At 48.7% G+C, this 20608-nt stretch carries 23 protein-coding genes; 14 read left to right on the top strand and 9 right to left on the bottom strand.

Annotated elements, in window-relative coordinates; genetic code table 11:
* The first annotated feature begins 111 nt into the window (after nucleotides 1–111).
* Nucleotides 112–1794: an ATP-binding protein gene (locus AC5I6P_RS13455; RefSeq protein WP_495694277.1), complete on the top strand. Its 1683-nt coding sequence runs from the start codon at nucleotides 112–114 to the stop codon at nucleotides 1792–1794.
* Between the two features lie 8 nt (nucleotides 1795–1802).
* On the opposite strand, the gene AC5I6P_RS13450 is transcribed toward AC5I6P_RS13455, so the two are convergent.
* Nucleotides 1803–2672, bottom strand: coding sequence for a hypothetical protein (locus AC5I6P_RS13450; protein ID WP_495694276.1), 870 nt, complete (start codon nucleotides 2670–2672; stop codon nucleotides 1803–1805).
* Between the two features lie 171 nt (nucleotides 2673–2843).
* Nucleotides 2844–3584 carry a histidine phosphatase family protein gene (locus AC5I6P_RS13445; RefSeq protein WP_495694275.1) on the bottom strand — a complete coding sequence of 247 codons (741 nt, stop codon included), beginning with the start codon at nucleotides 3582–3584 and terminating at the stop codon, nucleotides 2844–2846.
* A gap of 159 nt (nucleotides 3585–3743) precedes the next feature.
* On the opposite strand from AC5I6P_RS13445, the gene AC5I6P_RS13440 reads away from it, so the two are divergent.
* Both AC5I6P_RS13440 and AC5I6P_RS13435 read left to right on the top strand, forming a co-directional pair.
* Complete coding sequence (locus tag AC5I6P_RS13440) at nucleotides 3744–4094, top strand: NAD(P)H-quinone oxidoreductase subunit M (RefSeq protein WP_495694274.1); 351 nt, start codon at nucleotides 3744–3746, stop codon at nucleotides 4092–4094.
* 5 nt (nucleotides 4095–4099) lie between these two features.
* The gene (locus AC5I6P_RS13435; protein ID WP_495694273.1) at nucleotides 4100–5152 is read left to right on the top strand and encodes an N-acetyltransferase DgcN family protein; all 1053 of its coding nucleotides are present in this window, start codon (nucleotides 4100–4102) and stop codon (nucleotides 5150–5152) included.
* A gap of 96 nt (nucleotides 5153–5248) precedes the next feature.
* On the opposite strand, the gene AC5I6P_RS13430 is transcribed toward AC5I6P_RS13435, so the two are convergent.
* Entirely contained in the window at nucleotides 5249–5449 is a 201-nt protein-coding gene (locus tag AC5I6P_RS13430) for a ParE family toxin-like protein (protein ID WP_495694272.1), read from the bottom strand.
* 34 nt (nucleotides 5450–5483) lie between these two features.
* Nucleotides 5484–5705 (bottom strand): hypothetical protein, encoded by a 222-nt coding sequence (locus tag AC5I6P_RS13425; protein WP_495694271.1) that lies wholly within the window; start codon nucleotides 5703–5705, stop codon nucleotides 5484–5486.
* 74 nt (nucleotides 5706–5779) lie between these two features.
* On the opposite strand from AC5I6P_RS13425, the gene AC5I6P_RS13420 reads away from it, so the two are divergent.
* A complete protein-coding gene (locus AC5I6P_RS13420) occupies nucleotides 5780–5908 on the top strand; it encodes a hypothetical protein (protein ID WP_495694270.1) in 129 nt (42 codons plus the stop codon).
* A 136-nt stretch (nucleotides 5909–6044) separates the two neighbouring features.
* Here AC5I6P_RS13420 and AC5I6P_RS13415 read toward each other — a convergent pair whose 3' ends face one another.
* Nucleotides 6045–6671 carry a hypothetical protein gene (locus AC5I6P_RS13415; RefSeq protein ID WP_495694269.1) on the bottom strand — a complete coding sequence of 209 codons (627 nt, stop codon included), beginning with the start codon at nucleotides 6669–6671 and terminating at the stop codon, nucleotides 6045–6047.
* 863 nt (nucleotides 6672–7534) lie between these two features.
* Here AC5I6P_RS13415 and ndhL point away from each other — a divergent pair.
* The 3 genes from ndhL to trpA all read left to right on the top strand — a co-directional run bounded on the left by ndhL (nucleotide 7535) and on the right by trpA (nucleotide 8940).
* Nucleotides 7535–7747 (top strand): NAD(P)H-quinone oxidoreductase subunit L, encoded by a 213-nt coding sequence (gene ndhL / locus AC5I6P_RS13410; RefSeq protein WP_162424593.1) that lies wholly within the window; start codon nucleotides 7535–7537, stop codon nucleotides 7745–7747.
* A 9-nt stretch (nucleotides 7748–7756) separates the two neighbouring features.
* Nucleotides 7757–8074 carry a DUF3007 family protein gene (locus AC5I6P_RS13405; protein ID WP_495694268.1) on the top strand — a complete coding sequence of 106 codons (318 nt, stop codon included), beginning with the start codon at nucleotides 7757–7759 and terminating at the stop codon, nucleotides 8072–8074.
* A gap of 65 nt (nucleotides 8075–8139) precedes the next feature.
* The gene (gene trpA, locus AC5I6P_RS13400; RefSeq protein ID WP_495694267.1) at nucleotides 8140–8940 is read left to right on the top strand and encodes a tryptophan synthase subunit alpha; all 801 of its coding nucleotides are present in this window, start codon (nucleotides 8140–8142) and stop codon (nucleotides 8938–8940) included.
* Nucleotides 8941–9032: 92 nt separating this feature from the next.
* On the opposite strand, the gene frr is transcribed toward trpA, so the two are convergent.
* Nucleotides 9033–9581, bottom strand: coding sequence for a ribosome recycling factor (gene frr, locus AC5I6P_RS13395; protein WP_495694266.1), 549 nt, complete (start codon nucleotides 9579–9581; stop codon nucleotides 9033–9035).
* Complete coding sequence (gene pyrH, locus AC5I6P_RS13390; protein ID WP_495694265.1) at nucleotides 9568–10296, bottom strand: UMP kinase; 729 nt, start codon at nucleotides 10294–10296, stop codon at nucleotides 9568–9570. The genes frr and pyrH overlap by 14 nt, the downstream gene beginning before the upstream one ends.
* A gap of 230 nt (nucleotides 10297–10526) precedes the next feature.
* Between pyrH and AC5I6P_RS13385 the strand changes: the two genes are divergently transcribed.
* The 5 genes from AC5I6P_RS13385 (at nucleotide 10527) to AC5I6P_RS13365 (ending at nucleotide 16789) form a co-directional block, all read left to right on the top strand.
* Nucleotides 10527–11801 carry a glycosyltransferase gene (locus AC5I6P_RS13385; RefSeq protein WP_495694264.1) on the top strand — a complete coding sequence of 425 codons (1275 nt, stop codon included), beginning with the start codon at nucleotides 10527–10529 and terminating at the stop codon, nucleotides 11799–11801.
* Nucleotides 11802–11971: 170 nt separating this feature from the next.
* Nucleotides 11972–13606 carry a DUF2079 domain-containing protein gene (locus AC5I6P_RS13380; protein ID WP_495694263.1) on the top strand — a complete coding sequence of 545 codons (1635 nt, stop codon included), beginning with the start codon at nucleotides 11972–11974 and terminating at the stop codon, nucleotides 13604–13606.
* A 161-nt stretch (nucleotides 13607–13767) separates the two neighbouring features.
* Nucleotides 13768–14580 (top strand): glycosyltransferase, encoded by an 813-nt coding sequence (locus AC5I6P_RS13375; RefSeq protein ID WP_495694262.1) that lies wholly within the window; start codon nucleotides 13768–13770, stop codon nucleotides 14578–14580.
* Nucleotides 14580–16013: a NupC/NupG family nucleoside CNT transporter gene (locus tag AC5I6P_RS13370; RefSeq protein ID WP_495694261.1), complete on the top strand. Its 1434-nt coding sequence runs from the start codon at nucleotides 14580–14582 to the stop codon at nucleotides 16011–16013. Before AC5I6P_RS13375 ends, AC5I6P_RS13370 begins: the two co-directional genes overlap by 1 nt.
* 5 nt (nucleotides 16014–16018) lie before the next feature.
* Nucleotides 16019–16789 carry a hypothetical protein gene (locus tag AC5I6P_RS13365; RefSeq protein WP_495694260.1) on the top strand — a complete coding sequence of 257 codons (771 nt, stop codon included), beginning with the start codon at nucleotides 16019–16021 and terminating at the stop codon, nucleotides 16787–16789.
* A 3-nt stretch (nucleotides 16790–16792) separates the two neighbouring features.
* On the opposite strand, the gene AC5I6P_RS13360 is transcribed toward AC5I6P_RS13365, so the two are convergent.
* A complete protein-coding gene (locus AC5I6P_RS13360) occupies nucleotides 16793–17983 on the bottom strand; it encodes a glycosyltransferase family 87 protein (RefSeq protein WP_495694259.1) in 1191 nt (396 codons plus the stop codon).
* 270 nt (nucleotides 17984–18253) lie between these two features.
* On the opposite strand from AC5I6P_RS13360, the gene ilvC reads away from it, so the two are divergent.
* Nucleotides 18254–19249, top strand: coding sequence for a ketol-acid reductoisomerase (gene ilvC, locus AC5I6P_RS13355; protein ID WP_495694258.1), 996 nt, complete (start codon nucleotides 18254–18256; stop codon nucleotides 19247–19249).
* Between the two features lie 78 nt (nucleotides 19250–19327).
* Here the strand turns inward: ilvC and AC5I6P_RS13350 are convergent, their stop codons facing one another.
* Nucleotides 19328–19561, bottom strand: coding sequence for a hypothetical protein (locus tag AC5I6P_RS13350; RefSeq protein ID WP_495694257.1), 234 nt, complete (start codon nucleotides 19559–19561; stop codon nucleotides 19328–19330).
* A 165-nt stretch (nucleotides 19562–19726) separates the two neighbouring features.
* Between AC5I6P_RS13350 and AC5I6P_RS13345 the strand changes: the two genes are divergently transcribed.
* Nucleotides 19727–20608: an EndoU domain-containing protein gene (locus AC5I6P_RS13345; RefSeq protein WP_495694256.1), complete on the top strand. Its 882-nt coding sequence runs from the start codon at nucleotides 19727–19729 to the stop codon at nucleotides 20606–20608.

The following is a 20608-nucleotide window of genomic DNA, read 5'->3' as shown; positions in this document are numbered from 1 at the left end:
AGTAGGACGTGAGAATAAAGCGGCGAAAATTGTTGGCTTTATTCGTTCTTTCGGCGTTGACATAGTACACTTGAACGGACATTAGGTGAATTACAGCAGGCGGTTTTGCCCATGAGCAGAGAGCATTCCCCTTCTTCTGGCGTCGTTGGCACGGTCAAAGGTCCGGGTGAAAACGGCAATCAGTATGTATTCATTACATCGGACAATCGTTATGTCAAGATTGGCGAGTATGTATACTACCAAGTTTCTGAAGCTGGAGAGCCGCGCAAAATTTTGGGCAAAATCTCGGATAGGCGATTGATTGATCACTTACCTGACCGTATTTTTGCAGATACAGAAATTAGCCCAGAAGCGATCGCGGCGCTTGTCGGATTTACATATGCCAATCCTGAGATTTACGAAGTCAGCGTTGATGTGATTGGCTATTTTCACACCGCACTGGGCTTTATGAATCCTCGCAAAACGCCTGATCCAGGGGCGAAGGTGCATTTAGCAGACGATGATATGTTGCGGCACATTCTTAACCGCAAGCAGCCGAGGGAAGTAGGAGCCGCACACATTGGGTCCTTGCTGCTAAGAGAAGGAGATGCCGTGCCGATCGCGCTTGATGTGAAAGAGCTGGTTAGCACGCACATGGCGATTTTGGCAGGCACAGGATCGGGGAAATCTTATACCGCAGGAGTCTTGGTCGAAGAACTGCTGTTGCCGCATAACCGGGCAGCAGTTCTAATTTTTGATCCGCACGGTGAGTATGGAACACTCACGGACATGCGAGGGCATCCTAGTTTTCAAACACCCGATGGCTATGCGCCAAAGGTAAAAGTGATGACGCCAGATGATATTAGAATTCGGGTGTCGTCATTGGATTATTACGATGTCTTGACGCTGCTGCCCGAGATGAGTGATCGTCAACAATCGATTCTTAACAAAGCCTATCGGTTGTTGCAGCGACACAAGAAAGGGGACTATCGCTGGGGCGTTCAAGACTTAATTGCGGCGGTGCGAGAAGCCGATATTCAAGTCGATGATGATGGTAATGAGAAATCTGGTTCGTCGGCTCCTGCGCTGGAGTGGAAATTAGAGCGGCTAGAGCGATCGCAGTACTTCCACCCGTTAGAACACAGCATTGGACCTAAAGAATTATTTGAACCGGGGCAAGTCACGGTTCTACAGATGAATGAGATCAGCCAGGAGGAACAGCAGGTCATTTGCGCCGCCGTTCTCCGGCAGACGAACCAAGCCCGGATGAACACTCACAAGGAACTAATTGCCAAAACAGACGAACATTATTTACCGTTCCCAGTTTTCATCCTATTAGAGGAAGCCCATCGATTCGCGCCTTCTAACGAACCTTCGCGCTGTAAAGCAGTGATCCGCACTATTCTTAGCGAAGGTCGAAAGTTTGGGCTAGGGGTGGGACTCATCACTCAACGCCCTGGAAAACTAGATTCGGATGTGCTGTCCCAATGCATGAGTCAGTTCATTATGCGAATTGTAAATCCAGTCGATCAAGATAGTTTGAAATATGGAGTTGAAGCCGCAGGGCGCGATTTGCTGAAAGAATTGCCTGCTTTAACTAAGGGGCAAATCATTGTGGCGGGAGCCTGTGTCAATACCCCAGTACTGTGTAAAGTGAGGCAGCGACTCACCAAACACGGCGGAGAAACGCTGGATGCGCCCGCCATGTGGCAAAGCCACTTCCAGGTTCACCACATTCAAGAACGCACTCTTGAAAGAGCGCCCGTCGCCGTTCCTAGTCGAGCAAAAACGGTTCGAGGGCGCAGTATTGATTAGAGGAGCATTTACTTCAAGCGTTCTAGAGTAGATTCTTTGTACTTGCGGTAGAGAACGGTGCGGTCTTGTGCGATCGCGCTCCGCTTATCGGATTTAGGAACAGATGCCATCAACTCAGATGCCTGTTCCCACAGCTTCGCAACGTCCTGTTTCTGTTGAGCCGTCTGAGCAGTTGTACCCATTTTAGAGGCTTTCTCAGCTAGCCGAACCGCAACAGCAAACGGATCTTGGGCCAGATTGGACTTCTTCACTCCCTGATCGCTTGAGGCTCTGTCCGATGCAGGAACCAACTTCTGCGCCGTGATCGCTAACTTAGACTGGAGCAATTGGGGAAAACTTCCAGTTTGCCAAGAATAGACACCCCAGCCTGCTGCTAACACGGCAGCACTGATTCCTAAACCGCCAAAGATCCCCTTAGCAAATAGGCGCTTTTCACGGGCAGCTTGAACCGATAGCGGCTTCCGAAAATCGTCTTTATAAGAAAACGCTTCGCGCCACTCTTCAGCGCTCCGGCGAAAAATATTTTTGCACTTAAGCGATATTTCTTTTGACCAGAGCACTTGTCCATCAGGATCGCGATGAATCTCATCTAGCCAAAGAAGCTGCTGCTCACGAACAATCCGGGAATTAATATTGACCCGCCGAATATTCTTTGGAGAAATTGATTCGAGAGTTTGGCGGATGCGATCGATTAAATAGGTTTGATCTAATTGTTCGGCGGTCGGTGCTTCGCACAGCAATTGCAACACGCCGTTTGCAAAAATAGCGCGAGTTCGCACTCCCGAATCCGCGAGTTTGTCATTGAGAACTTGGATGATAGCTGCAACACTGCCCTGATGAGCCTGTCGAAGGATGTCGTTCGCTGGATTCGCAATCATGAATTTAGCAGTAAACGATGAAAAGACCCTGCATTTGGAACCAATACGATAATATATCGCTTGATTTGACTTTACTAGATGAGAAATGGGAACCGCGACACGAATGAAGTATAGATTAGCTCGCAAAAAATGCAGAAATAATTTTTTGCCGCGACGTTAGAGGTCCATTTCCTAGTGCAAATGACGGTTGTCGTTGAAGCGCCGAATCTGCCAGAGGTCAGTATTAAAGCGGTTTTGGTTATCTAAATTCCAGCGCGATCGATCGAGCCAAAATTCAAATAAGGCGGTATTTCCGGCGCGCAGTCGCCATGAGCGATCGCTGCCTAGCAATTCTGCAATTAAATGCTGCAAAATCCAACTGTGGCTTACGATCCAAACTTGATCTCCATCTTTGTGAAGATTTAGTAAACGTTGTATAAATTTTCGAGCGCGATCGCGAGCGTCTTTCAGCGATTCTGCCTCAGGAATCTGAATCCAGTCCGAGGACGCTTCCAGTTTGCGACAGAACTCGGGATAGCGAGATTGTGCTTCTACCCAAGTCAGACCCTTGAAGACGCCGTTCTGAAATTCTTTGAGTTCTTCCGCGTATTTCAGCACGATCGGACGACGAATTGGTTTATCTTCTGGCGGGGTTTCGGTGGCGGAATCAATTAGATCGCTCACCGTTGAGGGCAAGGTTGCAGATTGAAACCCCGATAACAAAATTTCGGTTGTCTGAGCGGCACGTTTGAGCGGACTGCTGTAAACGTGACTCGGACGCCAAGAATCAGCTAATAAATGTTTTGATAACTTTTCGGCTTGCTGTCTGCCGAGATCCGATAACTCAAACTCCTCATGTCCCTGCATCCGTTTTTCAACGTTGCCTTGAGATTGGGCATGGCGGATGAAAAGGAGTTTTAAGACTTTAGGCATGGACGTGAAGGAGGGTTGAGGGATGGAGTTAAAAGATCGGTTGGGTGAATTTAAAGATGGGGAGTGAAAATTTTAGGTTCGCTTTTAGTAGGCTGACGTGATCGGTCAAAAGTGCAACTACAATTGCAAGAGAAGAGCCAAGAAAAGCTAGTTTGACCTATGACATTAGTTAAGTCCACAACGCGTCACATCCATATTTTCACAGCAGAAGTGCAAGATAACGAGCTAGTTCCTAGCAATAACGTAATGACGCTGGATGTTGATCCAGACAATGAGTTGAACTGGAACGATGACGCTTTGCAAAAGGTGTATCGCAAATTTGACGATCTCGTTGAGTCGTATGACGGACAAGATTTGACCGAGTATAACCTACGCAAAATTGGATCGGATCTCGAACATCTTGTACGATCGCTGCTCAATAAGGGCGAGATTTCTTACAACCTGAATAGCCGCGTGCTGAACTACAGCATGGGAATGCCGCGTCTCAATGTGGATGATACGACTCCGTAGACCCAATGTTGAAGTCTACTGATCGCATTGCTGTCCTCCTAAACGGAGGAATTCGGGGAACCCAAGGAAAGACGGGACTGGCACTGATTCGGTTTCGTTCTGATGCGATCGCAGTGGTGATTGACCAAGACTGTGCGCATGGATCGCTGCGATCGCTGACGAATATTGCTTGTGATGCGCCCATTGTTGCCTCAGTTTCTGAGGCTTTAGCCTATCAACCCAACGTTCTTGCGATCGGCATTGCGCCCTCTGGCGGAGCATTGCCCGACCAATGGCTACCCGAACTGAAGCAAGCCGTCGCATCGGGCTTATCAATTGTGAACGGCTTGCATACTCGTCTAGCTGACCTTCCCGAGCTTCAAGAATTGCTTCAACCGAGGCAGTGGATTTGGGATGTTCGACAAGAACCTCTGGGCTTAAACGTGGGAAGCGGACAAGCGCGATCGCTGCCCTGTCGAAGAGTTCTCACGGTGGGAACCGATATGAGCGTCGGCAAGATGTCTACCAGTTTGGCACTCGATCACGTCGGGCAAAAGCGAGGACTGCGATCGCGCTTCCTGGGCACTGGACAGGCAGGGATCATGATTGCAGGCGATGGGATTGCGCTAGATGCCGTCCGAGTCGATTTTGCGTCAGGAGCCGTGGAACAGTTGGTGATGCGCCACGGGAGAAATTACGAGATTTTGCACATTGAAGGACAGGGATCTCTGTTTAATCCTGCGTCAACTGCGACGCTGCCGTTACTTCGGGGAAGTCAACCTACTCATCTGATCTTGGTGCATCGGGCTGGGCAACTCCAGATTCGCAACTTTTCGCATGTATCGATTCCGCCGCTCAAGGATGTAGTGACGGTGTATGAAACAGTAGCGGCAGCTGGAGGATCGTTTGTTCCAGCAAAAGTAGCGGGAGTTGCTTTAAATACGGCGCATTTGGATCAGGATGCGGCGTTGAGTGCGATCGCAATCACTCAAGAAGAAACAGGGTTGCCTTGCACCGATCCAATCCGTTTTGGCGCAGAGGTACTGCTTGATGCCATTCTCGACCGTGAAGGGGATTAGACAAAAAAACTCCGAAATCTTGATCATTAAACTTCTGGAGTAACGAAGCGCAAAGTCCTCAAATCGGCACTCCAACGACTTTATGGCTTGCTACAACTATTTCAAAAGGCTCTCATATTCGTCGTGTTCACCGATCCAGAACCAATAGTAATCGTCACCCTCTTTCAAAGCCAGAACTCGATAGTCACCACTGATACGAGCAGACCAAAGTTTCTTACCGACCTTCTTAAAATGCAACGAGGGGTGAAGTGAATCTTCCTTCCAAAGTTTATAAGCTTTCCGCGCTTGCTCTTTCATGTCGGGTGACAATGCAGCGTACGCTTTCCAAAAATCAGCTGTTGCGAAGGACTTCACCCAAATCTCTCACATTGCCGTTTGCTATGTCTGCTTCGGCTTGAGCAATCAGGCGATCCAACTTACCTGACGCCAAATCCGCTTCAATTTGCTGATCCCACAGCTCATCAAGGTATTCCTGAAGCCATTTTGCAAGATTGCGGGCTTCTTCTTTTGGCAGTTGCTTGATCGCCGATTCAACCTCTAAGCGAGTGGTCATAAGCACTCCACGTTGCAAGAGCGTACTTGTATGACCACCAATTATAGCTTGGAGGTTAGCAGTGTTGAAACCATTTGAATGAGGATAAGGTAGCGGGCGCGATCGCAACGGCTCAAGAGGAAACAGGATTGCCTTGCACCGATCCAATTCGCTTTGGCGCAGAGGTACTGCTCGATGCGATTCTCGATCGTGAAACGACTTAAACAAAAACTCTGAAATCCCGACCGTTTAAGAAATCAAAGCTTTAAAGGTTTCACATATCATATGGGAGCGTACGGAGAAACACTCTCCTCGACCCGATTAGCCTGCGATCAAACACAATTCGGCTAAACCCTCGTATCACATAGCTTTATCGGTCTGGTTATTGCTTAATACTTCGAGATAGTTCTCTATCTTCTTTGCAAATTCGGCTTCCATAAAATTCAGTAGAAAATCCGAAACTGCCGTGCAAATGATATGTACATTTTTCGGCTGCATCCTTTTAGAATGAGCGCACAAGTGACCATGAGCGAAAATGTGCCGAATTGAAGCAGAAATGTAAGCCACGTTGCAACTGCTCAAGTCTCGACAATCACTTAATTTATTTCTCAACCTGAAATTCAACCGCTCGTGTAAAAAATCAAATAACAACTTCTTTTTGTCTTCTTCCACGAACTTCTGAATAACTTCTTCTGGCTTGTATGGCATCATCAAAGCCTCAAGTTCATCTAGTTGAACTGCTGAAATTTCAAGAAATCTTTCTAGGGCAGAATGCGTTAGAAAGACCTGAAAGAAAGCATCGTACCCTAGGACTGTTAATGGCGAATACTCATCAAGATTGATACTTCGGAAGTTTTTAGCGAGCTTAATTCTACTAGCAAATCGATTGATGTCTCCTGCACAAATCTTGGTTCCAAAGCCCATCATTGCTGGGTGGTGATTATGCTTAAGAAGCTCATGAAATTTAGCAAATCCCTGTAGTCCCACAATTTTTGTATCCTCATTTCACAGCTTAGATGGAAGTACAGTTGCTATTGCGATGTAAAAAGCCTGACTACATTGCTGCTGTGCTTGTTCCGTAAATCTCCGTAAGAGATAGGTTAAAGAACAATTAAAAATGCAGGAGTAGTAAAAACTCTGAACTTTTCACAGTAAAAAGTTCAGAGTTTCAAGAGTTTTAAGTGTTTATATGGGGGCGAAGGGACTTGAACCCTTACGACCTTGCGGTCAACGGATTTTCTTACTACTGTAGCTTTCACTACCACGCTTTCAGTTGGTTTCACCTTAAGCGTGTTTGTAGTCTGGACTATGCCTTTACCTTTTAGCGCACTGCACCAGTCAGGTAGGAGCCGTCTAGTCTCTACACTTTCTCTAGCAACGCGCTATCTGAGAGACAACGTATTGACCTAGAGCTTAGCTCGGCGTTGGCAGGTTAAAGCGTTCACCGAATTTGACTCCATTCACACAGAGCATTTCTGCTCAGGTGCTCAATTTATCTAAGTCCGTAGCGTCTACCATTCCGCCACGCCCCCAAGTTTGCTTCAGCTAAAGTACCAGAACCGAGCTTCAGACAAGCAAAGAGTCAGCACACGGCTTCCTTATTGCTAGTCGTAAGTCGACTTCGGACAAAGGCTGAGCTTTTACCTTGTTTATTTCACCATTAATTGAGCAACTTATCAACTTTTTACGAGTATTCGTTACGAGTATCCACGTCGTTGAGCAATCCTTCGGGGCTTGGCTTTGTCGATCGCAGCAGTCTCTAGGCTCTAAAATTCAGCATTCTGCGGTTCAGTAAAGATTCCTTACCCTGAAAAACGGTACGATAGGAAAGTTGCTACAGCAGTACAGCTATGCTTGTTGCTCTCTTATACTTAGCGCTTGGTGGTACTTATTTATTGGTAGTGCCCCTGATTCTATTTTTCTACCTACAGAAGCGTTGGTACGTTGCAAGTTCATTTGAACGAGCATTTATGTACTTCATGGTCTTTTTCTTCTTTCCGGGGCTGTTTGCGCTCTCGCCGTTTCTCAATTTCAGACCAAAGCGTCGTCAGATTGAGGCATAAGGAACGTCAATGCGTCGAATTGATGCGATCGCAATCACAATCGGGGTATTCCTTGCGGGTGGAGTGCCCTACTTTCTGCTGAAAGGCGCGGGTATCGATAGTCTTAGCGCTGGAATCTGGAGCCAACTACTGCTGGTCGGCGGATTGGTGGGCTGGCTAGCCAGTTACTTGTTCCGTGTGGTCAGCAAAGATATGACTTACAACCAGCAGTTAAAAGATTACGAGGACGCCGTGCTTCAGAAGCGCCTAGAAGAACTGACGCCAGAAGAGCTAGAAAAGCTTCAGGCGGAGGTTGAGCAGGAACGCAAAGGAAAGCCGGGTTCGTAATGAATGGGTATGTCTAGGAGCAAATTTACAGTACCCTACTGATCTACGCTTTCTAGAGGATAGCCATGACTTCAGTTTCTCAATGCTTCGAGCAGCTTCGAGATCACGCTCGATGTGCCCTGATTCCCTTTATTACGGCTGGCGATCCAGATTTGGGGACGACGGCAGAAGCATTACGAGTGCTCGATCGCAGTGGAGCTGATCTAATCGAGTTGGGTGTGCCTTACTCCGATCCGTTGGCGGATGGCCCGGTGATTCAGGCAGCGGCAACCCGATCGCTGCAACGAGGAACGCGCCTCGAAGATGTGCTTCAGTTGCTAAAAGACGTAACACCCGATCTGCGATCGCCGATTATCCTCTTCACGTACTACAACCCGATCCTGAATCGCGGTATTGAACGCTTTCTCAAAGAAATTTCGGAAGCGGGTGCAAAAGGATTAGTGGTTCCTGATCTACCGTTAGAAGAAGCAGACGCGCTGCTAAAACCCGCTAAAGACTATGGAATTGAATTAATTCTGCTGGTTGCACCGACAAGCTCGGCAGAGCGAATTGCCGCGATCGCGCAACAGTCTCAAGGATTTATCTATCTCGTCAGCACGACGGGTGTGACTGGAATGCGTGCCCAGATGCAATCTCGCGTGAAAGATTTGATTCTAGAACTGCGACAAGCGACAGATAAACCGATTGGTGTCGGGTTTGGAATTTCTCAACCCGACCAGGCCCACCAAGTCATGGAGTGGGGATCGGATGCAGTAATTGTAGGGAGCGCGTTTGTGAAGCGCTTATCGGAAGGAACACCAAAAGCAGGATTGGCTGCGATCGCGGAGTTTTGCCAAAGCTTAAGAAGCGCGATCGTATCCGAGTAACCATTCCAGTGAACATTTTTAGCTATGAAAAAGCGATCCAAGAAATTGGATCGCTTTTTCAATGTTGCATCTCAACGAATCAACAAAATTAGTTAGACGGTCATGATGTCTTTCTCTTTGTCAGCTAAAACCCGTTCGACTTCAGCCGTGTACTTGTCCGTTAGCTTCTGAATTTTGTCCTGCAAATCTTTCGATTCGTCTTCAGAAATTTCTTTTGCTTTCTCCTGCTTCTTCACCGCGTCCACACCATCCCGGCGAATGTTGCGAACCGACACTTTCCCTTCTTCAGCGTACTTAGCAGCAAGCTTCACAAGTTCTTTTCTACGATCACTCGTCAACGGGGGAATGTTCAGCCGAATGTTCGAGCCATCGTTGTTGGGCGTTAGACCAATATCTGACAACGAGATGGCTTTCTCGATGATATTCAAACTGCTGCGATCGTACGGTTGAATTTGAATCGTCGAAGCATCTGGCGTAGAAATGTTCGCCATTTGCTTCAGCGGTGTAGGCGCACCGTAGTATTCAACTACGATTTTATCGAGCAAACTCGAATTCGCTCGACCTGTCCGAATGGTATTAAAAGACCGTTGCGTGGCTTCGACCGCCTTTTGCATATGGTCTTCGACATCAGCAAACTTCACAAGAACCTCCGACAATCGTTCCGATCGATTCACCCATCACTGCCCGACGAACATTTCCTCTCACCGAGAGGTCAAATACAATGATGGGGATATCGTTATCTTTGCATAAAGAGATGGCAGTGCTGTCCATAACCTTCAGGTCGTTAGTGAGAACGTGAGCGTAGGTTAGGCTTTGAAAGCGTTTTGCTGCCGGATTCTTCGTCGGGTCAGAATCGTAGACTCCATCTACCTTTGTAGCTTTAAATAAGACATCTGCTCCAATCTCGGCGGCACGAAGGGCGGCGGTAGTGTCGGTGGTAAAGAACGGATTGCCTGACCCTGCGCCAAACACGACAACGCGACCTTTTTCGAGATGACGCATGGCGCGGCGACGAATGTAAGGTTCTGCCACTTCTTGCATGGCGATCGCAGTTTGTACCCGCGTCTGCACGTCAATTTGTTCGAGTGCATCTTGCAGGGCGATCGCGTTCATCACGGTCGCGATCATGCCGATATAGTCTGCGGTGGCGCGATCCATCCCAGCGGCTGCACCCTTGACGCCTCGAAAAATATTTCCGCCGCCGACGACGATCGCAACCTGGACTCCACTTTGGACGATTTCAGCAACTTCTTCAGCAATGCCATTGACGACGGCAGGATCAATCCCGTATGAAAGCTCTCCCATTAGAGCTTCCCCGCTAAGCTTTAGCAGAATCCGCCGATACGTGACTCCCATTGTATTTATTTTTCGTGATAGTTGTTCCCAACAAAGATAGCAGCAGATGGTAAATTTGTGGGGATTTCATCAGGTAGGCTTTAGGTTTTGTCAAGGTGTTTCGTTTGTGAAGATGCAACGTGCAGGTGTACGGTGAGTTGCGCTTTGAGTGTTGCCATTCATGCAAACTATTAAGATGAAGACCGTCAGACTTGCGAAGTGAAGGCAGCGAACGATTAGGAGATAAGGCAATGAGTCGAATTGTGTTAGCGACGATCGGATCGCTCGGTGATCTTCATCCCATGATTGCACTCGGCTTGGGTTTACAAGAACGAGGTCATGAGGTCGTCGTTGCCACTCATGCAGAATACCGTCCGACGATTGAAGCGTTGGGGTTCGAGTTTGGTGCGATGCGTCCTCATAACGCGGCGGAAAGTGAGCCTGCATTAATGGCACAACTGATGGACACCCGAACTGGAACTGAGTCTGTGGTGAAGGGACTGATGAGCGTCGTACGCGAAACCTATGCTGATTTGCTCGCTGCCGCGCAGAATGCAGACTTCATCATTGCAGGCGAAGTCGTTTACCCAGCTCGATCGGTGGCGGAGACGTTAGGCATTCCTTGGGCGATCGCGGAGTTATCGCCCATTTCGTTTCTCTCGGCTTACGATCTGCCCGTTTTTCCAGGATTGCCAGGGCTAACAGTCCTGCGATCGCTGCCTCCAGTCGTAACGCGCCGAGTCATTGATTCTGCAAATCTCGCCACTTGGAATTGGAGCAAACCGTTGCAGCAATTGCGCCAAGAACTCGGCTTACCTCCTGTCGGCAATCCAATTACGACAAGCAAATTCTCGCCTTATCTTGTTCTAGCGTTATTCTCTGCGGTGTTTGCGGCTCCGCAACCGGATTGGCCAGCAAGCACGGTTCAGCCAGGGTTTGTCTTCTACGATGGCAACTCAGAACTGACTCCAGAACTAAAAGAGTTTTTAGACGCGGGAGAGCCGCCGATCGTCTTTACGTTAGGTTCAGCAGCCGTTTTTGACCCCCGAAACTTCTATGGCGAAAGCATCGAAGCGGCGAAGCGATTAAATCGTCGTGCCGTTCTGCTGATTGGCAAGAATCCTCGACCGAGCGGACTAACTTCAGATATTGTTGCGTTTGATTATGCGCCTTACTCTGCGATTTTTTCTCGTGCCTGTGTTGTGGTACATCAAGGCGGCATCGGCACAACGGCGCAAGCGCTCAGAGCAGGCTGTCCAACCGTTGTGATGCCGTATAGTCACGATCAGCCAGATAACGCTGCCCGCTTAGAACGCTTGGGAACGTCGCGTACCATTCCACGTATCCGCTATCGGGCAGAGCGAGTGGTTAACGTACTGCGGGACGTGTTAGGTAATTCGCGCTATGCCAAGAATGCCGCCGCGATTCAACAAGTGATTAGCAGCGAAGACGGAGTAGGGGGGGCGTGTGATGCGATCGCGCAAACCTTGAATGCTCATAGGCACAACACGATAGAGAAGAGATGAGGGATAAAGTTTTTCTTACTTGTTCGTCCCTCTTTGCAAAGCGTTGCCGTAGGCTCTCCTGATTAACAACGCACTTAATTGACAGCGCATTAGCGTCCTCTCTTTCGGCGAATGAATTACGGTATAGTTGCCTACAACCAATCGGCACAACTCATCGATAGAGCGATTCTATGGCGGCGCTGAAACTTCCGGCTATTTTTGGATCTTTACTCAAACAGGATCGGCTTGGCGTGCAGCGAGCCGTGTTGCTTGCCACAATTTTCTTTTGCGGCCTCCTGCTGATCGGGATTCATCGTTACTTCACGTTCTACACATCCTATGATCAGGGACTGTTTAATCAGTTGTTCTGGAATAACTTGCATGGGCGATGGTTTCAAAGCTCGCTCACGTCGGCAAACTCAGTTGTAACGCTAGAAGATGGAGTCACGCCAACGGTTGCATTTGTCCATCTAGGACAGCATTTTGTTTTAGATTTTCTGCTGTGGCTGCCGTTGTACGCGCTGTTCCCTCATCCGGTCACGCTCATCGTGCTGCAAGTGGGACTGATGACAGCAGGCGGATTAGTCCTGTATGCCTTAGCCCGTCATTACCTCGCACCGCAACTATCGCTGTGGATTACCGGAAGTTATTACAGCGCGATCGCGGTCGTTAGTCCCACGCTCGCCAATTTTTACGAACACTGTCAGATTCCTTTATTTGCGTTTGGCGCACTGCTAGCACTGGAAAAGCAGCGCTGGATCTGGTTTTGGGTCTGTGCCGTGCTGATTTTGGGGATTCGAGAAGAAGCGGGAATTATTCTGTTTGGGATTGGCGTGTATCTGATGCTGAGCCGTCGCCATGTGTGGCTTGGCGCGGCGGTTTGCGTGGTGAGTTTTAGCTACATGATGATTGTCACCAATGCGATTTTGCCGAACCTCGCACCCGACAGTTCGCGGCTGTATTTAGCAAAGCGGTTTTCACAGTATGTTGATTCGCCCAGTCCTTCGACGCTGGAAGTACTGTGGGGCATGATTACTCATCCCGGACAACTCTTATCGAGCGTGTTTTTACCCCTCGATCGCAGAATTAGCTATCTGGTGGGTCATTGGCTTCCACTTGCCTTTGTCCCTGCCGTTTCGGGAGTATCTTGGGTCGTGGCAGGCTTTCCGCTTCTGTCGCTGATGTCGCAGAAGGGAGTATCCGCACTTTCGATTCAATTGCGCTACGCGATCGCGGTGGTTCCGGGCATCTTCTACGGCGCGATCCTCTGGTGGTCGCTTCACCCAGAACGGTTTACACCCAAGTTTCAGAAATTTTGGAAAGCGTGCATTGTTCTGTCATTTGTAGTGATTTTGACCAGCAATCCGAATCGATCGCTGTCATTTATCATTCCAGATTCAATTCGTCCGTGGGTGTTTGTGCCGATTACACGGCAGTGGGAACACGCCAGCCATATCAATACTTTACTAAAACGAATTCCGAGCGATGTGAGTGTCTCTGCGACAACATACATTATTCCGCAAGTCTCGACGCGGCGGGCAGTCGTGAGATTGCCACGAGTCGAGCTTTATGATGACCGGGGCGAGAAGATTTCAGTGGACTATGCGATCGCGGATATTTGGCAACTTGCCGAGTACAGCAAAGCTTTTCCTGACAGTCGATCGGCACTCAGCACGACGGTTCCACAAATCGAAAAACTCCTCGCTGAAAACCAGTACGGGCTGCTTCAGGTTGAAGATGGCGTTGTTTTGCTTGCAAAGAGCCAGCCGTCTGATCCTCAAGCGCTGAGCCAATGGTCGCTCTTACTAAATCAAATCCGTTCCTAGAAGGAAGCTGTCAAATTAAATTACAGGCGGCTCCTCCGTCTTTTCCTGTATCGTAATTTATGTGTTCTAGTCAACCTGCGGTGTGATAGGCTGCCACCTTCAGCAGGAAGGACGGCAAATGAAGAAACCAATGTACCGTAGCATCTCTTGGTGAACCGACTGTGAGTAATTATCCGAAGGCAAGACAAACTCCTCCGATAGAGCGTCGCACCGCGAATCATTCACTGTCTACTCGCTTCAGTGCAACGGGACAGGTATCGGTCATTTTGCCCGTCTATAACGAACAAGCGTCTATTCAAAAAACCTTTGAAGCGTTGCTGCGCTACCTGCCGGATCATCCAAATTACAAGTTTATTTTCGTCAATGATGGATCATGCGATCGCACCAAAGAAATTTTGGCAGCCGGGCTGTATGCCACCAAAGCCAGACGAATTGAACTGTTGTCCTATAGCCCTCGTGCGGGCAAAGGATATGCGGTGCGACGCGGCGTGGAATATACCGATAGCGATATTATTTGCTACTTAGATGGCGACCTGAGCTACTCATTAGATCACTTAGATGGATTGGTTGAAAAGCTGCGCTCGTGTGATGTCGCGATCGGCGATCGAACCCTAGCGAGAGGCAATGGTAAGGAACTAAAGCTGAAGCGCAAACTTGCTGGAAAAGTTTCTAACTTTTTAGCGCGCCGCATTTTAAATCTTAACTACAGCGATATGCAGTCCGGCTTAGTCGGGTTTCGTGGGGACGCGGCCAGAAATCTGTTTGGCGCTCAAGAGCTAACGAATGCGGCGTTTGATGTGGAGCTGATTTATTTGGCGAAAAAGTGGGGCTATGCGATCGGCGAAATTCCAGCCAAAGTTTCTACTCGCTATCGGCTAAAACCATCAAACGTGAATCTGCTGCAAGATTCGATCCGAATGCTGATAGATTTGCTAAAGATTCGATTGAACGATTGTATGGGTTTGTACCGCTAATGTCTTGGTTAAATCTGCTGTCATTTGCTGGCATCTTTGCTCTGTGCGGCATTGCTTGGCTCGGGTCAGAAAATCGCCAGATTATTCCTTGGAAGGTGATTTTATGGGGAATTGGGCTACAGCTAGTCCTGGGATTGTTAATTTTTACATTTCCGATCACTCGTACCCTCGTGAGTGCCGTTAGCACCAGCGTGAATGCAATCTTAGATGCCACAGAAGAGGGCGCGCGATTTATCTTTGGTCCGTTGCTGGTTCCTAATCCCGCCACTCCATCGGGTCCAATTTTGATAGGGCGCTGGATTGCAAGAGCTGTGACGCCTCCCTATGTTCCGGTTCCGGGCGATCGCTTAAGTCCCGAAAACCTCAGCTTGGGCTACGTCTTTGCGTTTCGGGCATTGCCCTCCGTGATTTTCTTCTCTGCCTTGATGTCATTGCTCTATTATTTGAGGCTGATTCAGCCTGTTGTTCAAGCGTTTGCCAAGCTATTTCGGCGAACCATGAATCTGAGCGGTGCAGAAGCGCTCAGCGGCGCAACGAATATTTTTGTCGGGATTGAATCGGCGCTTGTGGTTCGCCCGTTTTTAGCAGACATGACTCGTAGTGAACTCTGCGCGATTCTCACGGCCTGCTACGGTAGTATTGCTTCAACTGTGTTAGCGCTGTATGCCGGGCTGTTGCGTCCGACGTTTCCAAATATTACAGGACATTTGGTTTCCGCCTCGATTATGGCGATTCCTGCCTGTTTTGTGATGTCTAAATTGTTGGTTCCTGAAATAGAAGTACCAAAGACTTTAGGCAGTCTGCCCGAAGAAAAGATTGACGAGAGCGATGATAAACCAGCTGAATCCATCAATGCGATGGAGAGCGTGATTGTCGGGGCAATGGAAGGGGTGAAGTTGGCCATTGCGATCGCGGCTCTACTCATTGCGATTCTCGGACTGATTGCCTTAGTCAATCTCTTCTTTGGTAATCTTGCGTCTCTCGCAAACAGCAATAGTTTAATTTTGCGGCGGATTGGCTTAATTTTCCAAGTGATCACCCTGCAAAACATTATGGGAGCGCTGTTTTTGCCGCTCACCTTTCTCACAGGCATTTCGCGAAATTGGAATGAACTCTGGCAGGCGTCGGTGTTGATTGGTAGCCGATTGATTACGACCGAAGTGCCGTCCTATCAACAGCTTGCGGTTCTAGCAAGTCAGGGCGTGATTAGCGATCGCGGTTTGCTGATTGTCAGTTACGCCCTGTGCGGATTTGCTCACTTGCCCTCGGTCGGAATCTTTGTCGGCGGATTTTCGGTTTTGATTCCATCGCGCCGCAGAGATTTGAGCGAATTAGGCTGGAAAGCACTGTGGGCGGCGACGTTAGCGACGCTGATGATCGGCTGTGTCGCGGGCGTGTTTTATTTTGGTAATGCATCGGTACTAAGAGGGTAGGAGTCATGAAATCGAGACGCCGTTGGATGATTGGATGCGCTGTAGGTGCGATCGTGGCTGTTGCGTTGTGGATGGGTCGCCCTGTTTCTGTGATTGCTCAGTCGCCCTCGCCGTCCCCCAGTGGTGGGATAGGCGTCCCTGTCGAGCCGATCCCGGTTGATCCGAGTCTGCCCAACCCACGCCCCCCAATTCCGACTGCTTCACCGTCTGCCTCTCCATCCCCAAGCGCTTCTATCACGCCAATTCCGACGATTACGCCAGTTCCCATTGCACCAGGAGGCATTCCCTCGGCTCCGTTGCCTGCTGCTCCGACGGCGACTCCATTACCCCTAGGCGGAGAGTATCAAGATCCGAGTGGACAATTTAAGGTTGGCATTCTTAAAGATTTTAAGGTGAGTCCGTTGGCAGGTTCGGTGTTGGTCGAGTCGCCCGATGGTAACTTGGCCTATACGGTGCAGGTGCAGCCTCAGGCGCAGTTAGGCGTTGCGGGTGGACTACTGCCTAACGATGCCTTGGTTAGGATCGTGCAGAACGCGTTTAAGCAGGGCGAAGGCTTTGCCACGGGAGAAGTGCGATCGATTCCGGGCGGACTGCAACTCGACTGGACAGGAAATCTAACGATCGCGGGGCAAACTCAACCCGTGGGCGGTGTGATTCTATCGCGTCAGGTGCGGGATAGCGTGTTACTGCTGCTGATTGCGGCAACAGAATCAGGCGGCGATCGCGTGTTAGGTGCGGCATCTGCATTAGTAGATGGCTTTCAATCGCTTCGCTAAATCTTATTGCGGCGCAGTCAAAGGCTGCAATAGCCGCTTTCTTGATCGAGGAATCGCAAACGCTAATGCGATCGCATAGGCCAACATTCCGTTACTGTTGGTGAATGGGGGTACAAACAGCGGTAGAAGCAGAATAAATTTACCGAGATGATTCGCTTTACCAAACAAGTAGACGAATAGCGGAATATACCAAACAATTCCTGTGATCCAGGGTTTGGGATTGAAAAGATTAATGCTGTTGATCATGGCAAAAAACTGAAATTCGAGCGTATCTCGCCGGAGATAATAGAGTAGGAGGGCAAATGCGATCGCGCCCACAATCATTGATGCTACTGGGCTATGGCGTAAAAACGGATTCATGTAGCCGTTGACGAAATCGTGGGTCACTCGCAATCCTCGACTATCGACCGATGTAACGACTCGATTGAGGGTGTTTTGTCCATGCGTGCTAATGGGCACTGAACTCGTAAGTCTGCCAAACACCTCAGGTAAGATTCGTTGCACGTAATGAACGTAAATAGACGAATTGAAATAGGTAAGCGGCGCTAAAAGGAACGCCATAATAAATCCCACTCCATAAGCAACTAGTTTGTACTCTCGCTTAATTAGAAAGTAAACTAGCGCAATTCCGGGGAATAGTTTGATGCAAAACGATATCGCGATTAGAAAAGCGGGCAAAACTTTTTGTCTTGACTGCTGATAAATCAGAAAACTTAAGACCGTGAGATAACAAACAAGAATGTCGATTTGTCCACGTTCAAAGGTAGCAAAAACAGGAAAACTAGTCATTGCAAAGAGTAAGGGTTCGCCCTGAATCACAAAATTACTCTGCTTGACTAATTCAAATAAAAGCAACCATAAAACAATCAAAATAACAACGCTGTAAACAATTTTCGCTGTCATGTAAGGCATTACCGCAAGCGGCGCAAATAAAAACGCTGCGATCGGTAGATAAATAAATCCTGAACCGGGCGAGTCATTTGCATTGACTGGCGTGTAGAACTCAGGATATTGATTGACATGGTTGAAGTAAGGATCTAATCCATACAAAATTGACTTACCCGCAATGTAATAAGGACGAAGATCGATTTGATACGACTCTAAAACTAGATAAACAATCAATGCAGACGGTAAGAGATAAATGAAGTATTCGCGAATGAAGCGAAGCAACGGAAATCGAGGTGCAGAAGCCATAAATTCAGTCGTCTTCTCAACGATCAATGACGCAGAACGAAGCTTACTCTAACCCACAACTTTGTTCAAATTGTTGTTCAAAGTGGGGATGATTTGCGAAGCGTTGCCGTAGGGGTTCCTTCTCGCAAAGTGGATCGAAGACCTCCCTTCTTACAAAGCCTTGCCCACAGCGATCCTCCATTAATAACTAATGACAATTCTCCATCCCGTCCCCCCCTTCTGATACCATTAGGGGTTCTGACATTACTTGACTCGCTGGAAGGAGACCCTATGGCTCGGATGTACTACGACGCTGATGCCAACTTAGATTTACTGGCTGGAAAAACGATCGCGATTATCGGTTACGGCTCTCAGGGGCACGCTCACGCCCTCAACCTCAAAGACAGCGGCATGAACGTCATTGTAGGACTGTATCCGGGCAGCAAGTCTGCTGTCAAAGCCAAAGACGCGGGCTTGACCGTTCACAGTGTTGCTGATGCAACCAAAGCGGCTGACTTTATCATGATTTTGCTGCCAGACGAAGTGCAGCGATCGGTCTATACGAATGAGATTGAACCGAATTTATCAGCAGGAAATGTGCTGGCATTTGCTCACGGCTTTAACATCAACTACGCTCAGATCGTTCCTCCGGCGGAAGTTGACGTAGTCATGGTGGCCCCCAAAGGGCCTGGGCATTTGGTGCGCCGCACGTATGAGCAAGGACAAGGTGTGCCTGCGCTGATTGCGGTGTATCAAGATGCGACGGGTCAAGCTCGCGATCGCGCAATGGCATATGCAAAAGGAATCGGTGGCACACGGGGCGGCGTTCTCGAAACGACGTTCCGGGAAGAAACCGAAACCGATCTGTTTGGTGAACAGGTGGTGTTGTGCGGCGGTCTGAGCGCGTTGATCAAAGCCGGATTTGAAACGCTAGTGGAAGCGGGTTATCAGCCAGAACTCGCGTATTTCGAGTGTTTGCATGAAGTGAAGCTGATTGTCGATCTGATTGTCGAAGGTGGTTTAGCCACGATGCGCGACAGTATTTCTAACACGGCTGAGTACGGCGATCTGACTCGCGGCCCTCGAATTGTCACGAATGACACTCGCGCAGAGATGCGGAAAATTCTAAGCGAAATTCAAACGGGACAGTTTGCCCGTGAGTTTGTGTTAGAAAATCAGTCGGGTAAAGCTGGATTCCACGCGATGCGCCGCCGAGAAGCCGAACATCAAATCGAAGAAGTCGGCAAGGATTTGCGATCGATGTTTAGCTGGCTCAAAAAAGCATAGTTAGGTTGGCAGCGGATTTAGCAGCAGATTAACAAATGATCTTATCCGTTAATTTGGTTACTAAATCCGCTGCTAGCGCTAGGGATTAGCAGATTTGCCTTGTTTTTCAACGCGATCAATCGCATCATTCGTTCGTTTGTGAGGGTTGGTTTTGGGTCGCCAAGCGGGAAACAACCCAACCAATGCGGTGTCGATCGCGCTTCGCGTCTGCAAACTGTAGCGCCCGATCGCAGATGGTAAAAACTGATCGCCAAACCCCACGTAAATCAAACCGAGAAGTAGTATCAACGCAAACGGGAACTTGGAACGCATAGCTCAATTACAGACGATATTGGGAGTTTACCCATCCACCAGTTTTTAGAACGCGCTGAAGAAAGTTGCTGCACTTTGAGGATTTCGTGACACGATCTGCGGATAACGTGATTGATTACACAATTGATTACCCATCCCGTTATTCATTATCTGTAGGTGCGTTCTATGACGATGCGTTTTCTCGGATTGCTGCTTATTTTGGCAGGAGTAGTTACTCCACTTCACGACTTGGCCTTGGCTCAAACTTCTCAAAGCGAGTATCGGGTTCGTCCTAAAAAGCGACATTCCCCTAAAAATACAAGCAGCGCTCTACTGCCGTTTTTTGATCAAACCAGTAATCCGGTTTCGGTCGGCGTACCTAAAAATCGTAAGGTCGATATCACGCCATCCGCACCGCAACTCAATTCGTTTGATCAGAAAGTGTTGGCAACGTGCGGAGCATTTGGCAGTCAGGTTGGTACGATCGCGCTTCGTCGTTTGTTTACAGAATCGCCAGAAGTGGTTCAGAAAATTAAGGCGGCGGTGGGCGGAGAACTGTTTGCTGGACGCCGGAGTGATAGTCAGTTTCAGGATGACCTGATTACGATTTGGTCCGATCGCAACGGGTTTAAACACATTTTTTGTGGTGAGATTCGCGGCTCACAAAAGATTGGCGGCTTGCATTTCAGGGGTCGCTATCTGCAACTGCAAACCGAAGGCATTGGCGGACGCTTGGCAAACAATTCGGGGGCAGAAGAAGTATTAGATGGAGAAATCTATACGCTAGGTGTTGAAGTTCGGCAAGGCAATCGGAGAATTCGAGATTCTAAGAAGGGATATTCTTACGTCAGCGATGCTCAAGATATTTTGGTTGAAGCAAGTCAAGCGTTTAAAGGATTTGCTGGCAGATCTGCTGGTAACGCGGCCTGCTTGTATACCGTTCAAGATCCTGATGCAAAGCAACCGTTTAAGGCAGTATTTGTAAAAACCAGCCGAGCGATCGTGACCTACTATCCCGACGCCACTCCCAACGCTGGTGATCCCGACTGTGGGGTTAGCAAGGGCTGA

This window comes from Myxacorys sp., assembly GCF_059501405.1.
Note: the sequence above shows the minus strand (reverse complement) of the source record. Positions and strands in the feature narration are given on the sequence as shown.

What these genes read in the sequence shown, in the direction of transcription:
- AC5I6P_RS13455 (WP_495694277.1), top strand. Translation starts at nt 112, where the DNA reads ATGAGCAGAGAGCATTCCCCTTCTTCTGGCGTCGTTGGCACGGTCAAA.
- AC5I6P_RS13450 (WP_495694276.1), bottom strand. Translation starts at nt 2,672, where the DNA reads ATGATTGCGAATCCAGCGAACGACATCCTTCGACAGGCTCATCAGGGC.
- AC5I6P_RS13445 (WP_495694275.1), bottom strand. Translation starts at nt 3,584, where the DNA reads ATGCCTAAAGTCTTAAAACTCCTTTTCATCCGCCATGCCCAATCTCAA.
- AC5I6P_RS13440 (WP_495694274.1), top strand. Translation starts at nt 3,744, where the DNA reads ATGACATTAGTTAAGTCCACAACGCGTCACATCCATATTTTCACAGCA.
- AC5I6P_RS13435 (WP_495694273.1), top strand. Translation starts at nt 4,100, where the DNA reads ATGTTGAAGTCTACTGATCGCATTGCTGTCCTCCTAAACGGAGGAATT.
- AC5I6P_RS13430 (WP_495694272.1), bottom strand. Translation starts at nt 5,449, where the DNA reads ATGAAAGAGCAAGCGCGGAAAGCTTATAAACTTTGGAAGGAAGATTCA.
- AC5I6P_RS13425 (WP_495694271.1), bottom strand. Translation starts at nt 5,705, where the DNA reads ATGACCACTCGCTTAGAGGTTGAATCGGCGATCAAGCAACTGCCAAAA.
- ndhL (WP_162424593.1), top strand. Translation starts at nt 7,535, where the DNA reads ATGCTTGTTGCTCTCTTATACTTAGCGCTTGGTGGTACTTATTTATTG.
- AC5I6P_RS13405 (WP_495694268.1), top strand. Translation starts at nt 7,757, where the DNA reads ATGCGTCGAATTGATGCGATCGCAATCACAATCGGGGTATTCCTTGCG.
- trpA (WP_495694267.1), top strand. Translation starts at nt 8,140, where the DNA reads ATGACTTCAGTTTCTCAATGCTTCGAGCAGCTTCGAGATCACGCTCGA.
- pyrH (WP_495694265.1), bottom strand. Translation starts at nt 10,296, where the DNA reads ATGGGAGTCACGTATCGGCGGATTCTGCTAAAGCTTAGCGGGGAAGCT.
- AC5I6P_RS13385 (WP_495694264.1), top strand. Translation starts at nt 10,527, where the DNA reads ATGAGTCGAATTGTGTTAGCGACGATCGGATCGCTCGGTGATCTTCAT.
- AC5I6P_RS13380 (WP_495694263.1), top strand. Translation starts at nt 11,972, where the DNA reads ATGGCGGCGCTGAAACTTCCGGCTATTTTTGGATCTTTACTCAAACAG.
- AC5I6P_RS13370 (WP_495694261.1), top strand. Translation starts at nt 14,580, where the DNA reads ATGTCTTGGTTAAATCTGCTGTCATTTGCTGGCATCTTTGCTCTGTGC.
- AC5I6P_RS13365 (WP_495694260.1), top strand. Translation starts at nt 16,019, where the DNA reads ATGAAATCGAGACGCCGTTGGATGATTGGATGCGCTGTAGGTGCGATC.
- AC5I6P_RS13360 (WP_495694259.1), bottom strand. Translation starts at nt 17,983, where the DNA reads ATGGCTTCTGCACCTCGATTTCCGTTGCTTCGCTTCATTCGCGAATAC.
- ilvC (WP_495694258.1), top strand. Translation starts at nt 18,254, where the DNA reads ATGGCTCGGATGTACTACGACGCTGATGCCAACTTAGATTTACTGGCT.
- AC5I6P_RS13350 (WP_495694257.1), bottom strand. Translation starts at nt 19,561, where the DNA reads ATGCGTTCCAAGTTCCCGTTTGCGTTGATACTACTTCTCGGTTTGATT.
- AC5I6P_RS13345 (WP_495694256.1), top strand. Translation starts at nt 19,727, where the DNA reads ATGACGATGCGTTTTCTCGGATTGCTGCTTATTTTGGCAGGAGTAGTT.